10 protein-coding genes are annotated in these 13,639 nt (G+C 60.2%); 5 read left to right on the top strand and 5 right to left on the bottom strand.

All coding sequences use genetic code 11. The features are described 5' to 3' along the window. Positions 1-10 precede the first annotated feature (10 nt). The 3 genes from GGD50_RS14700 to GGD50_RS14690 all read right to left on the bottom strand — a co-directional run bounded on the left by GGD50_RS14700 (position 11) and on the right by GGD50_RS14690 (position 4,901). A complete protein-coding gene (locus GGD50_RS14700; protein ID WP_183938087.1) occupies positions 11-1,753 on the bottom strand; it encodes a cation:proton antiporter domain-containing protein in 1,743 nt (580 codons plus the stop codon). Positions 1,754-1,947: 194 nt separating this feature from the next. Then, on the bottom strand, positions 1,948-2,994 hold the full coding sequence (locus tag GGD50_RS14695; RefSeq protein WP_183938086.1) for an NAD(P)-dependent alcohol dehydrogenase: 1,047 nt from the start codon (positions 2,992-2,994) through the stop codon (positions 1,948-1,950). Between the two features lie 443 nt (positions 2,995-3,437). Next, positions 3,438-4,901, bottom strand: coding sequence for an MFS transporter (locus tag GGD50_RS14690; protein WP_210318847.1), 1,464 nt, complete (start codon positions 4,899-4,901; stop codon positions 3,438-3,440). A gap of 451 nt (positions 4,902-5,352) precedes the next feature. Between GGD50_RS14690 and GGD50_RS14685 the strand changes: the two genes are divergently transcribed. Next, positions 5,353-6,150, top strand: a complete 798-nt coding sequence (locus tag GGD50_RS14685; RefSeq protein ID WP_183938085.1) for a FadR/GntR family transcriptional regulator — start codon at positions 5,353-5,355, stop codon at positions 6,148-6,150. A gap of 19 nt (positions 6,151-6,169) precedes the next feature. Here GGD50_RS14685 and GGD50_RS14680 read toward each other — a convergent pair whose 3' ends face one another. Beyond that, complete coding sequence (locus tag GGD50_RS14680; RefSeq protein WP_183938084.1) at positions 6,170-7,666, bottom strand: MDR family MFS transporter; 1,497 nt, start codon at positions 7,664-7,666, stop codon at positions 6,170-6,172. Between the two features lie 361 nt (positions 7,667-8,027). Here GGD50_RS14680 and GGD50_RS14675 point away from each other — a divergent pair, with 361 nt between their 5' ends. From GGD50_RS14675 to GGD50_RS14660, 4 genes are all read left to right on the top strand, one after another. After that, entirely contained in the window at positions 8,028-9,161 is a 1,134-nt protein-coding gene (locus GGD50_RS14675; RefSeq protein ID WP_183938083.1) for an ROK family transcriptional regulator, read from the top strand. 8 nt (positions 9,162-9,169) lie between these two features. Beyond that, a complete protein-coding gene (locus tag GGD50_RS14670; RefSeq protein ID WP_183938082.1) occupies positions 9,170-10,615 on the top strand; it encodes a M81 family metallopeptidase in 1,446 nt (481 codons plus the stop codon). A 98-nt stretch (positions 10,616-10,713) separates the two neighbouring features. Continuing rightward, the gene (locus GGD50_RS14665) at positions 10,714-11,265 is read left to right on the top strand and encodes a glutathione peroxidase (protein ID WP_183938081.1); all 552 of its coding nucleotides are present in this window, start codon (positions 10,714-10,716) and stop codon (positions 11,263-11,265) included. A 182-nt stretch (positions 11,266-11,447) separates the two neighbouring features. After that, on the top strand, positions 11,448-12,509 hold the full coding sequence (locus GGD50_RS14660; protein ID WP_183938080.1) for a class I SAM-dependent methyltransferase: 1,062 nt from the start codon (positions 11,448-11,450) through the stop codon (positions 12,507-12,509). Positions 12,510-12,552: 43 nt separating this feature from the next. Here GGD50_RS14660 and GGD50_RS14655 read toward each other — a convergent pair whose 3' ends face one another. Continuing rightward, positions 12,553-13,638 carry an ABC transporter ATP-binding protein gene (locus GGD50_RS14655; RefSeq protein WP_183938079.1) on the bottom strand — a complete coding sequence of 362 codons (1,086 nt, stop codon included), beginning with the start codon at positions 13,636-13,638 and terminating at the stop codon, positions 12,553-12,555. Position 13,639 lies beyond the last annotated feature (1 nt).

The raw sequence follows: 13,639 nt of genomic DNA, 5'->3' as shown, positions 1-13,639 counted from the left end.
CCGAAAGGGATCAACTCGCGTCGAGTGATTGGTCCCGCCTTTGGCGGGATACGTTCATCTCCTGCCGCTCCTGCGCCATGCTGCTGACCGCGGCGCGTAGAGTAGGATGGCGGGACATGAAGAGATTGAAGTCGCGGCGCTCCAGAACCAGGAACTGACAGAAATCGACAGCCACCACGTCGGCGGTGCGGCGCGCGCCCGTCAACACGGCTATTTCGCCGAAGAAAGCGCCGGCGCCGAGCGGAATCTCGTCGTCTTCAAGCTGCACCTCGACAGCACCGGATGCGATGAAATACATGCTGTCGCCCCGGTCGCCGGTGCGGATGACGCGATCGCCCGGCGATGCCGATCTTGGCCGGAAGAGCAGCAGAAGTTCCTCTTGGGCGCTCTCATCGAGCTCGGCAAACATCGGAAACGTGTCGATCAATTGCTCGATCTCCAGGTGATGCTGACGGTCCCTCTCCTCGCGCTGCAGGCTGATGACAGCCAGGTCGCGGCAAAGGCGATCGTGCTTGGCCGCACCATAGCCGGCCATGCGCACCGGCCACCGTGAAAAGGCCAATTTCTCCAACCGCTCGACGCCGATAAAAACCAGCGGGTTGACTGTGATCGACAAAATGGCGCCGGCAAGGATCAGATCCTGCCCTTCACGCGGCAAGAGGCCCAGCGAGACACCGAGGCCGGCCAGGATGAAGGAAAACTCGCCGATCTGCGCAAGTCCCGCGGCGACGGCAAAACCCATCCTGGCGGGATAACGCAGAAGCAGCACGACGCAGAACGCGATCAGCGCCTTGCCAAGAATGATGAGCGCAAGCACCCCGAAGACCATCAGCGGTTTATGTATCAGCACCGACGGATCGAAGAGCATGCCGACGGAAACGAAGAACAAGACCGAAAAGGCATTCTGCAACGGCAGGGAATCGGCCGCAGCCCGATGGCTGAGATGGGACTCGCTCATGATCAGGCCGGCGAAGAAGGCGCCGAGCGCGAAGGAAACGCCGAATATCTCCGCTGCGCCGAAGGCGATGCCGAGCGCGATGGCCAGAACGGAAAGGGTAAAAAGCTCGCGTGAGCCCGTCCGGGCGACGGAGGTCAGCAGCCAGGGCACGACCTTCGGGCCGATAAAGATGGCGACGGCGGCAAAAGCGGCCACCTTGACGAGTGTAATGGCGATGGTCAGCCCGATCAGCCCGCTGCTCGCGTGGGTGCCCACACCGTCATGGCCGCCGAGAACGCCGGCAAAGGCCGGCAACAACACGAGCGCCAGCACCATCGCCAAATCCTCGACGATCAGCCAGCCGACAGCGACGCGGCCATTGGCGGAGCTGACCAGATTGCGTTCTTCCAACGCCTTCAGCAGTACCACGGTACTGGCAACCGCAAGGCTCAAGCCAAAGACCAGGCCCGCCCCGATGCTCCAACCCCATAGCGAGGTCAGGGCAACTCCCAAAAGGGTCGCGATGGCGATTTGCCCGATGGCGCCGGGAATCGCGACTCCGCGCACCGCAAGCAGATCAGCCGCCGAAAAATGCAGACCGACGCCGAACATGAGGAGAATGACGCCAATCTCGGCAAGCTGTGACGCGAGCGCGGTATCGGCGACAAAACCCGGCGTCGACGAGCCGATCATGACACCGGCAACGAGGTATCCGACCAGCGGCGGCAGATGCAGCCTGTCGGCGAGATAGCCGAAAATGGCCGCAAACACGAAACCGGCGGCAATCAGTGCTATCAATGCGACGTCGTGCGGCACGGCGGCCCTTCCCGTTTTCCGGCGTTACCGCCTCGTTCCCTCAGATCGATACTAAGCTACCATTGCTTTTGCGGGAACGTCTACCGATCCGGATGCGATCCCGAAAGGCGGACTGTGTTTTCAGACAAAAGCATCCGACGTTAGAAAAGCAACCTGCCGCGCCATTTACCAGGCGCGGCGGCGAAAGCAGGTGCTTACTGATCCAGGACGATCTGCAGCTTGACGTCGCTCGGTCGTGCTTCCACGGCCCGGTCGAAGGCTTCGATCGACTGCTCGAATTTGAAGGTTTCGGAGATCAGTGGCTTCAGATCGACACGGCCGGACGCGATCAGCGCGATGGAGCGCTCATATTGATGCGCGTAACGGAAGACGGTCTCGATGCGGATTTCCTTGGTCGATGCCGTCGAGACATCGAAACCAACAGGCGCCACCGGCAGGCCGACGGCGACGATGACCCCGCCGGGACGCGGCAGTTCCATCACCGTTTCCCAGGCCTTCGACGAGCCGGAGCATTCGAACACAACATCGGCGCCCCAGCCATCCGTCAGATGCCTGACCTCTTCGATCAGGTTCTTCTCGCGGATATTGACCGGGATCACGCCCTGATACTGAGCGGCGATATCGAGCTTCGGCTGGGCAAGGTCGGCAACGATGGCGCGGGCGCAGCCGCCTGCAAGGGCGGCAATGGCAACCATGGTGCCGATCGGGCCGGCGCCAAGCACGACGGCGGTATCGCCCGGCGTGATCTTCGCCTTCGTGGCAGCCTGCATGCCGACCGCAAAAGGCTCGACCATCGCGCCTTCGGCAAAGCTGACATTGTCCGGCAGCTTGAAGGTGTAATTGGCCGGATGCACGACGAAGGGCGTCAGCACGCCATGGATCGGCGGCGTCGCCCAGAAAGTCACGGCAGGATCGATATTGTACATGCCAAGGCGGCTGGCCTTGGAATTGGGGTCGGGAATACCGGGTTCCATGCACACGCGATCGCCGACCTTCAAATGTGTGACACCGGCACCGACTTCCACGACCGTGCCGGCCGCCTCATGGCCGAGCACCATCGGCGCATTCACGATAAAGGGGCCGATGCGCCCGTGCGTATAATAATGCACATCCGAGCCACAGACGCCGACCGTATGAATCTTGATCTTCACTTCCCCCTGCCCGACCTCTTGCGGCAGGTCGATATCGCGTAGCGCCAGCTCATGCTGACGCTCCAGTACCAGGGCACGCACCTTGCTCATCACGTCTTTCCTCTATTCGGACAGAAAATTCCCGCCCCGCACAGCCGCAGGGACACCCTCACCCGTTATATAGCCATGCCCTCCGTCGCAAAACGATGTTTCTACAAAACAAGGAGCAGACCGCTCCACACAGCGCGAACTCCTCACCAATCCAATGCATTAGCTAGCACTTGTTAAAGGTCATTCTATTATGAGTATTGACTAGAGTTTGATTTTATTGCCTTTTAGCACCCACGGAACGGGAGGACGTGTAAATGGTATATGACTGGACCGGTCAGCGCACGCGCCGCTTGAAGATGTTGCGTGCCGCAAGCATAGCAGTGTTTCTTCTCCTTTTGATCGCAGTGCCTGCCGTACTCTTGCGCTATAACCTTATCCACTATCCTTATTGAGCCGCCGAGCGGCGATGCATTCCACCTGCCCTCTTCTGCCAAGGCGACTGTTCAGGCCGCCTTTTTCGTGTCCGGCTTCGGCTTGCGCGAGACATTGTCGCCGGCCTTCGCATCGAGTGGCAGGCAGTCGAGAACGGCAAGCAGCGCGATAATACCGAGCATCACGAAAGCCAGGCGAAACTCGATCGCGGTGATGCCGTCTATGCTGAGCGGCGCGCTGACGGCTTGGCCGATGCGGATGCCGATGGCACCGACTGCGATCCCCATCCCCATGGTCACCTGAAAGGCCGTGCTGAACAGCGTATTCGCGCCTGTCATCTGCTGCGGTGGGATATCGGCAAAGGCGATGGTGTTCAGCGCTGTGAAATGCATCGAGCGGCACATGCCGCCGATGAACAGCACCGGGATGATGAACCAGAGCGGCGTATCGGCCGAAAATAGCGCACAGGCGGCGATCAAAATAGCATTGAGGATGCCGTTGACCACCAGCACAGGCTTGAAACCGAAGCGCCTGAGGATCGGCGTCGTGCCCGGCTTCATTGCCAGATTGCCGGCAAAGACCGCCAGAGTCAGCATGCCGGCATGAAAGGCGCTGAGCCCGAAGCCGACCTGGAACATCAGTGGCAGCAGGAAAGGCACGGCACCGATGGCAATGCGAAACAGCGAGCCGCCCGAGATGGTGATGGCGAAAGTCTGTTGTTTCAGCCCCACGAGATCGATCAGCGGATGATCGGTTCGCAGAAAATGGAAGGTGGCGCCCGCAAGCAACACGCCACCGACGGCAACATAACCCCAGGCTTCCAGCCAAACCGGATCGGGACGGCCGATCAGCTCCAGACCATACATGAGGCTTGCGAGCCCGAAGCCGCTGATGACGAAACCCGTCCAATCGAAGGGAGGCCGGGCGGCAGCCTTGGTTTCCGGGATCAGCATGAGGGCAAAGATGAACGCCACGATGCCGAGCGGCAGATTGAGGAAGAAGATCCAGCGCCAGCTCGCATGATCGGTGATGAAACCGCCGAGCGGCGGCCCCAGAATGGGTGCTACGAGCGCCGGCCAAGTGATGGTCGCGATTGCCGAGATCAACCGATCCTTCGGCGTATTGTTGAGAACCAGGAGGCGGCCGACCGGCACCATCATTGCCCCGCCGATGCCTTGCAGGATGCGCATGGCGACAAAGGAGCCGACACCATCGGCAAAGCCGCAGAGAACGGAAGCCAACGTGAAGATGACGACAGCGGTGGTGAAGACCAGGCGGGCGCCGAACCGGTCACTGATCCAACCGCTGATCGGAATGAAGACGCCGAGCGTCAGCAGATAGGCGCTCATGCCGATGTTGAGATCAACAGGACGGGCGCCGAAGGAAACGGCCATCTGTGGCAAGGCGGTGGCGATGACGGTGCCGTCCAGGTTTTCCATGAAAAAAGCGCCAGCCACGAGCAGCGCAATCTGCAACGGCCGCGAGCTGGAAGCCTGCGCCCCCTGCCCTCGTTTGCGCGCGGAAATATCAGTCATTCACAAATTGCTCCGAATCCGCCTTTCAATCCACGCCATCTAAACGGTTCGGAACCATTTCCGATAGACGGAAATCGTCCTACCATTCGAGGAAGTGATCACGTTTCGCTTAATGACCCGATCAGAACTTGATCTGGATCTGCTGCCCGGCAGTTCGACACTGGCACAGGCGGTCAGCCCGAGCAAAGCTTCCCACTCTATCCAGAGCCTGATTTCAGTTCGTTTTTACCGAACAAACCGCTCGATTTGGCTCTAGTAGGCATGCGCACGCAAGACATGGTAGAGTCATCCGGTCGAGATATGGCGCGATAAGAACGACTGAATCGACATCGACCAATTATGGACCCGCTACGAGCAAACCAAGAATATCAGCATGAAGTCTTCAAGAGCCCGTCATAAGCTGAAGATTTCACTCGTATCGGCCCCTCAACAGGAATGAGAGTCCCGGATAATGAAATATGGCATTGGCGCAACGACTGCCTCTCGGCTGAGCCCGGAAACGAAACTGATCGTGACGCAGTCGCCATTCGATGCCTATGTGCGCAAATACGGTACGATCCCGCGGCGGGGCGTCTTCGGCTATTTCGTGCATGAACTCGGCCGCCGCATCGTTGGCGGCAATTATCCCGTCGGCTCGACACTTCCGAACGAACCGGACCTGGTGGAACAGTTCGGCATCAGCCGCACCGTGATCCGCGAGGCGATGAAATGCCTGGCCGGCAAGGGATTGGTGGAGATCAAGACCCGCGTCGGCACGCGCGTCAAGGAACGCTCCAACTGGCATCATCTCGATACCGACGTCATGGTCTGGCACTACGAGACCGGCCCTTCGGTGGAGATCATGCGCTCGATCAAGGATCTCCGGCGGGTGGTGGAGCCGGAAGCGACGGCGCGAGCCGCCGTGCGCGGTACCGACGAGGATCTCGCCGCCATCGCCTCGGCCTATGACGACATGGTTTCCACCATCGGCGACGTCAACACCAATGCCGATGCCGACCTGCGCTTTCATACCGCGATCTTCGCCGCCACCCGCAACATGGTCTATGCGCAGCTCATCGATCTGATCGCCGTCGCAATCTACGCCAACCGCGCTCTCGAGAGCCATGACGAAGTGGCGGAAGGCCAGAAGCGCTCCCTGCCCTATCATAAGGACGTCCTAGACGCGATCGTCGCCCGCGATCCCGATGCGGCGCTCAAAGCGTCGCACCGCCTGCTTGACGCCTGGCGCATCGATCGCTACGATTTCTGAGGCAGCAGGACGACAGGAGCTAGTGTGTCGCCGCCTCCTGCGCATCCGTTTTCGGTAGTTGCCTGCGCCCGGCATCGTGGGCCACGGGAATGAGCCAGGTGGTCGCAAATGTCAGGATCGCGACCACGACGACGCCCCAGAAGCTCCAGTGCAGAGCTGCATCGAAGACGCCACGGATGGCCGGGTCGCTGGCAAGATCGGAAAGTCCCGTCGGCTGGTTCAGCACGTCATGCAGCTTGGCGGCCAGATCGCCGCTGCCGAAATGGAGGATACCGATATTCAGCACGGCGCCCAGGGCGGTCGCGCCGAGCGTATTGCCGAGACTGCGCGAAAAGATGATCGACGCCGTGGCGCTGCCGCGCATCGACCATTCCACGCTTTCCTGCACGAGCACGATGCTGGTGAGGCTGATAAGCCCCATGCCGAAACCCATTAGGAAAGAGCCGATGCCGGCCAGAACCGGGCTGCTCTCCGGCGTCAGGAATAAAAGGAAGGCCGAGCCGAAGGGGAACATGAAGCTGCCGACGCGCAGCGTTCTGCGAATACCGAAAGTGCGGAAGAACCGGCTCGACAGCATCACCGCCAACGGCCAGCCGACGATCAGCATCGTCAGCGTGAAACCGGCCACCAACGGCGAGCGGCCGAGCACGCCTTGTACGTAGATTGGCAGGATGGTCGTCAGCCCGATCAGCGCCATGCCGGCCAGAAGTGTGGCCGCATTGCTGGTTGCCACCAGCCGCCGGCCCCAGAGTTCGATCGAGATGATCGGCTCCGGCGCACGTCGCTCTTGCAGGAGGAAGAGTACGCCGGTGACGACGAAGACGATTGCGAGCGGGCCGAGGATGCCGAAGCCTGAGTTGGTTTCGGTGAGGATCACCAGCAATGAGATGATCGATATCGAAAACAGGATCGTACCGAGATAGTCGATCTTCGCCTCGCGCGGCGTGATCTGCTCATGCAAGAAGAGCGTGAAGCCGATGATGGTCAGCACGCCGAACGGCAGATTGATCCAGAAGATCCAGGCCCAGGAGACGTTGTCGACGATGATGCCGCCGGCAAGCGGGCCGATAACGGCCGACACCGCCCAGACGCTGGCGAGCACGCCTTGCACCTTGGCGCGCTCCTCCAGCTTGTAGAGATCGCCGACCACGGTCATCGTTACCGGCTGAATGGCACCGGCACCGAGGCCCTGTAGCAGCCGAAAGGCGATCAGCGAGGTCATCGACCAGGCAAAGCCCGCCAGCGCCGAACCGACGAGGAAGATCAGAATGCCGCCGATCAGGATCGGTTTGCGGCCGAAGATGTCCGACAGTTTGCCGTAGATCACGGTCGTTGTGGACTGTGCCAGGAGGAATGCGGAGAAAACCCAGCTATAGTAGGTGAAACCGCCGAGTTGGCCGACGATGCGTGGCATGGCGGTGGCAACGATCGTCGCCTCGACCGCCACCATGAAGGTCGCGAGCATGATCGAGACGATGACCAACGGACGTCTTGAGCGATCGGCCGTACTGGACATGACATTCCTTTCTGACTGTTCCGCCTGGCAGCAAACGCGCGCGGGCCGTCGAGACGGCCATGGGCGAACGATAAATTTTGGGATCAACGTCGAAGGATCAAACAACTACAGGGGCGTTGGCCTGCTGAATCATTATAGTAAGCATTGCATACTTATGCCAGCATGTGTCAACCGTTTAACAAGAGCATGCCTCGTTCCCGATTGCCCCGGTTTGCAAGGCACCGTGCCGTTCCGCCATTGCGCTCTGCCATATCCGCCAATGGACTTAGGTCATTTTTCTAATTTACTGCAGTTGATTTGTTTATTCACTAAACTTATCGTCAAGAAAAAATAAGAAGCAAATACCCAGGCGGAACATCAATTGCTCAGCTCTTCGCAGCGACAGCTTCTGCGCGTTATCAGCGAATCCGGCCCGCTTAGCCGGACGGTTCTTGCTGAATCGATGGGGCTCAGCAAGGCGGCGATGAGCGGTATCGCCCGCGACCTTATCACGCTTGGCATCTTGCACGAAACCGAAATGGTCTATGGCCAGGGCCGGCCGTCGATATTGCTTGATCTACATCCTGAAGGGGCCTTCTTTGTCGGCATCTCATTGCTTGAAGATCCGGCGCCAATGGTGCTCAGTGATCTCAACGGCAAGATCATCGCCCGCGAGAACATGCCGCTGTCCCGCGATCCGGATGTCATAGCGAGCCTGATTGCAGAGGCGCTTCCTAAACTGCTTGCCGGGCGGCTGGAAGCGGCGAAGAAATTGTCCGGCTTAGGCGTAGCGCTCTCCGGTTTCGTCGACGAGAAGCAGGCAAATTGCGTGCAATCCACCCTGCTCGGCTGGCAGGACATGCCGCTTGCCAAGATCATTCGACAAAAGACCGGCATCGAGACCTTCATCGAGAATGATGCCAAGGCAGTAGCCGTCAGCGAAAAGCTGTTCGGCATCGCCCGCGACATCCGGAATTTCAGCGTCGTCTCCTTTGGCGACGGTATTGGCTGCGCCCATTTCATCCGCGGCAAGCTCTATCGCGGCAATCACGGCGGCGCCGGCGAAATTGCCCATTGCACCATCGAACCCAACGGCTCGCCCTGCCGCTGCGGCAAGCGCGGCTGCCTCGATACCATCGCCTCGATAAAGGCGATCAAGGAAATGTCCAAGGCCGGAGGGCTTTCCTGCACCTCCCTCTCCGAGCTGGAGGAAGAGGCATCCGTCGGCAACGCTGTCGCGATCCGTATCCTGCATCGGGCCGGCGGCGCCCTTGGCCTGGCGATCGCTCATCTCATCCAGTTCAACGATCCCGGCATGATCCTGATCACCCATGTCGAAGGTAGTTTCGACGGATTGTTCGGGACCGTCGTGCAGCAGGCGATCGAAGCCAACGTATTGCCACGCTATGCCGGCCAGACGCCGATCCGCACGCAACGCGTCGACGGCGACATCTGGGCTCGGGGTGCGGCCAGCATTGCCGCCCATAATTTCCTGATTGGTCCCAATCCGAATTGAGGTTTTCCATGCGCATCGCCGTCGGTGGCATTCACATCGAATGCAGCACGTACAATCCGGTCCTGAACGAAGAAAAGGATTTCCGCGTCGTACGTGGCGAGGAGCTGACGGCCGCACCCTATTTCGCGTTCCTCAAAGACTATGATGCCGAATTCCTGCCGACGATCCACGCTCGGGCCATCGCCGGCGGCCCGGTCGCCCGCCACACCTATGAAGCCTTCAAGGCGGAGTTCCTGGAACGGCTGAAGCCGCTACTGCCGCTCGATGGTCTCTATCTCGCCATGCACGGGGCGATGTATGTGGAGGGCATGGAGGACGCGGAGGGCGATTGGATCAATGCGGCCCGCAAGCTTGTCGGAGACGACTGCATACTTTCGGCGAGCTACGATCTGCATGGCAATGTCACCCAGCGCATCATCGATGCTCTGGACATGTATTCCACCTATCGCACCGCGCCGCACATCGACGTCGAGGAAACGATGCGCCGCGCGGTGACGATGCTTACCCACAGCCTGAAGACCGGCGTGAAGCCGATCCTGCTCTGGGCGCCGATCCCCGTCGTGCTGCCCGGCGAGCGCACCAGCACGGTCGACGAGCCCGCAAAGAGCCTTTACGACCTGCTGCCCGGCATCGATGCCATCGAGGGCGCGTGGGATGCCTCGCTGATGGTCGGCTATGTCTGGGCCGACGAGCCGCGCGCGACGGCGGCCGCAATCATGACCGGCACGGACCGCGCCGTTCTCGAACGCGAGGCAAAACGCCTGGCGCAGGCCTATTGGGATGTTCGTGAGGATTTCGTCTTCGGCTGTGAGACCGGCTCGATCGAGGAGTGCGTCGCCAAGGCGATCGCCAGCCCGACGGCGCCGGTTGTGTTAGCGGAATCCGGCGACAACCCGACCGGCGGTGGCGTCGGCGACCGCGCCGATGTGCTGGCGGAACTGATTGCCCGCGGCGCCACCGGCGTTATTTTCGCCGGCATCGCCGATAAGGCAGCAACCGAAGCCTGCTATGCAGCCGGCGTCGGCGCCAGACCCGACCTTAACGTCGGCGCATCACTGGACGCCAAAGGCAGTAAACCCGTGACCGCTGCCTTCACCGTCAAGTTCCTGTTGCAGACCGACGACGTCACGGACAAACAGGCGGTCGTCTCAATTGGTGGCATCGATCTCGTGCTGTCGGCAAAACGCCGCCCCTATCACAACATCGCCGATTTCACGCGTCTCGGCCTCGATCCGCATCGTGCCAAGATCATCGTCGTGAAGTCCGGCTATCTTTCTCCGGAACTTGCTCCGATCGCCAATCCGAACCTGATGGCACTCTCGCCTGGGGTCGTCGACCAGTTCGTCGAGCGCCTGCCGCGTCTGCGCAAACTGAAGCTGACCTATCCCTTCGACAAGGATTTTGCCTTCACGCCCGAGGTAGCGATTTCAGCCCGTTCGGCACGCCGCCGCTGATTGTCGCGAAGCCGCGTCACGCAATCGTGCGGTTGACTTCAACCGCTTCGCACGTTGATATCAGCGACCTGTTTTCAAGATGATTTGGAGTGATTGTGATGACTGACACCGTGCTCGATATTCCCGTAAAGCGGATCGATGGCAGCGAGACGACACTTGCCGATTTTCGCGGCAAGGTCATCATGGTCGTCAACGTCGCCTCCAAATGCGGCCTGACGGTGCAATATGAAGGGCTGGAAAAGCTCTACGAAGACAAGCGCGACGACGGTCTCGTCATTGCCGGCTTTCCTGCCAATGATTTCAAGGGCCAGGAGCCGGGCACGAATGACGAAATCCTGAACTTCTGCACGTTGACCTATGACGTGCAGTTCCCGATGTTCTCCAAGATTGCGGTGACCGGCGAAGAGCGGCATCCGCTCTACAACAGCCTGATCGCCTCCGGCGTCGAGACGACCGGTGACGGGCCGATGCGGGAACGCCTGGCAAAACACGGCCTCGAAACCGGACAGGGTGGCGGCATCGTCTGGAACTTCGAAAAATTCCTGATCGGCCGGGATGGCAAGGTTGCCGCCCGCTTCGCACCTGACGTTACGGCAGACGATCCGCGCTTGCTCTCGGTTCTGGAAAAAGAGCTCGCCCGCGTCGGCTGAGGCGTGACATAGATTCTAGAAAATACAGCTTTATCTCAATAGGTTACGCTTTCTTCCGGGCGCAGCATGAAGCATGCTTAGCCCGGTCGTATCATTGCCTCCCCCTACGGCCGGGAGTATCTTCCGGCTTTCGAATATATCGGAACGGAACGCTGCATCGGTTCCGATGGGAGGAGGATGTCATGCGCGAACCTGATATGCAAAAACTCGACGCCCTTGTTGGACGCCTTGTCGGCGACGTCGGCGCGGCGGTCTCGGGTGTGTTGGTGACGCTCGGAGACCATTTGGGTCTGTTCAAGGCCATGGCGGACGGGACGCCGATGACGTCGACGGAACTGGCCGACAAGGTTGGCGTAAAAGAGCGTTATGTGCGCGAATGGCTGTCGGCACAGGCCGCGGCCGAATACGTCAGCTATGACGACAAGACCGAACGCTTCTACCTGACGCCCGAGCAGGCCATGGTATTTGCCGAAGAAAACAGCCCCGCCTTCTTCAACGGTGCCTTCGATGTCGTGCAATCCATGTGGATGGACGAGCCGAAAATTGCCAATGCTTTCAAGACAGGAGGCGGGCTGGGCTGGCATGAACACAGCGCCTGCCTGTTCCGCGGCACAGAACGTTTCTTCCGCCCTGGTTATAACAGCCATCTCATTTCGGAATGGATACCAGCGCTGGAGGGCATGCATGAAAAGCTTCAAGCCGGTGCGGCTGTTGCCGACGTCGGTTGCGGTCATGGCGCCTCGACCATCCTGATGGCTCAGGCCTATCCAAACTCGACCTTCTTCGGCTTCGACTACCACCTCCCCTCCATTGAGCGGGCGAAAGCTGCGGCGCAGGAGGCAGGCGTTGCCGGCCGCATCACCTTCGAGCAGGCGTCAGCCAAGGATTTCCCGGCTGCCGGCTATGATCTCGTGGCGATGTTCGATTGCCTGCACGACATGGGCGATCCCGTCGGCGCCGGCAAGCATGTCAGGGAAAGTCTTGCCGACGACGGCACCTGGATGATCGTCGAGCCTTTTGCGCATGATTGCCTGAAGGACAATCTCAATCCGGTCGGCCGTGTCTTCTACGGCGCCTCGACGATGATCTGCACACCGGCTTCATTGTCGCAGGAAGTCGGGCTGGGTTTGGGGGCGCAAGCCGGCGAGTTGAAGCTGCGCAAAGTTGCCATGGATGCGGGCTATTCGCATTTCCGCAAGGCGACCGAAACGCCGTTCAACATGGTCTTCGAAGTCAAGGCATGAAGACCGCGCTGCGCCTTCATCGAACGCGCGGCGCGGTTTGATCTCATAGACGCTGACCATCCTCGCCAAACAGGGACGCGAGCGCCGGCTGGAAGTAGACCGGCTGCTCGCTCTCCAGCGCGACCTCCTCATCGGCATCGATGCGTACCGACATGGTTTCCTTGCCGATCTGACCCCAGACCAGATTGTCCGAGCCCATGGGTTCGACGATGCTGAAGGTTGCCGGCAAGCTGGACATGCGACCGTTAGCAGCGGTGAATTGAATCTGTTCCGGCCGCACACCGAGCGTTGCGGGCCGGCCGTCGCCCGGGGTGCCCGAGAATTCATAGCCATTCAGGTCGATCTTGCGTCCATCGGGCAATATGAACGCGGGTGTCCCGCCATTACTCGCCACCAGCCCCGACAGGAAGTTCATGGACGGCGAGCCGACGAAACCGGCGACAAAACGGTTGACCGGGCGACGATAGATTTCCTTCGGCGCGGCAAACTGCTGGATAACGCCGCCGCTCATGACAGCGATGCGATCGGCGAGCGTCAGCGCTTCGATCTGGTCGTGTGTGACGTAGATCATGGTCGAGCCGAGCCCAGCATGCAGACGCTTCAGCTCGACACGCAGCTCGGTGCGGAGTTTGGCGTCGAGGTTGGAGAGCGGTTCATCGAACAGGAAAACATCGACATCGCGCACCAGGGCGCGGCCGATGGCGACGCGCTGGCGTTGGCCGCCCGAAAGTTCGCCCGGCCGTCGTTTGCGCAGCGGATCGATCTGCAGGATCTGCACGGCGCGATTAACGCGCTCGGCGATCTCGTCCTTGGGCATGCCGGCGATGCGCAACCCGAAGGAAAGATTCCCCTCGACCGTCATCGTCGGATAGAGCGCATAGGACTGGAACACCATGCCGATGCCGCGGTCCTTTGGCTCCTCCCAGGTGACGTTCCGGTCGCCAATCCAGACCTGGCCGCCGCTGATGTCGGTAAGACCGGCGATAGCGTTGAGCAACGTAGACTTGCCGCAGCCGGACGGCCCGAGGAGAACGATGAACTCGCCCGACTGGATTTCAAGATTCAACGATTTCAGAACGCTGACGCTGCCGAAATCGATTGCAAGTTCGCGAATGGAAACATTGGCCATG

The sequence above is a fragment of the Martinezella paranaensis genome, assembly GCF_014200235.1.
Lineage (GTDB): Bacteria > Pseudomonadota > Alphaproteobacteria > Rhizobiales > Rhizobiaceae > Rhizobium > Rhizobium paranaense.
Note: the sequence above shows the minus strand (reverse complement) of the source record. Positions and strands in the feature narration are given on the sequence as shown.

What these genes read in the sequence shown, in the direction of transcription:
- GGD50_RS14685 (WP_183938085.1), top strand. Translation starts at nt 5,353, where the DNA reads ATGAAATATGGCATTGGCGCAACGACTGCCTCTCGGCTGAGCCCGGAA.
- GGD50_RS14695 (WP_183938086.1), bottom strand. Translation starts at nt 2,994, where the DNA reads ATGAGCAAGGTGCGTGCCCTGGTACTGGAGCGTCAGCATGAGCTGGCG.
- GGD50_RS14690 (WP_210318847.1), bottom strand. Translation starts at nt 4,901, where the DNA reads ATGACTGATATTTCCGCGCGCAAACGAGGGCAGGGGGCGCAGGCTTCC.
- GGD50_RS14660 (WP_183938080.1), top strand. Translation starts at nt 11,448, where the DNA reads ATGCGCGAACCTGATATGCAAAAACTCGACGCCCTTGTTGGACGCCTT.
- GGD50_RS14670 (WP_183938082.1), top strand. Translation starts at nt 9,170, where the DNA reads ATGCGCATCGCCGTCGGTGGCATTCACATCGAATGCAGCACGTACAAT.
- GGD50_RS14655 (WP_183938079.1), bottom strand. Translation starts at nt 13,638, where the DNA reads ATGGCCAATGTTTCCATTCGCGAACTTGCAATCGATTTCGGCAGCGTC.
- GGD50_RS14680 (WP_183938084.1), bottom strand. Translation starts at nt 7,666, where the DNA reads ATGTCCAGTACGGCCGATCGCTCAAGACGTCCGTTGGTCATCGTCTCG.
- GGD50_RS14665 (WP_183938081.1), top strand. Translation starts at nt 10,714, where the DNA reads ATGACTGACACCGTGCTCGATATTCCCGTAAAGCGGATCGATGGCAGC.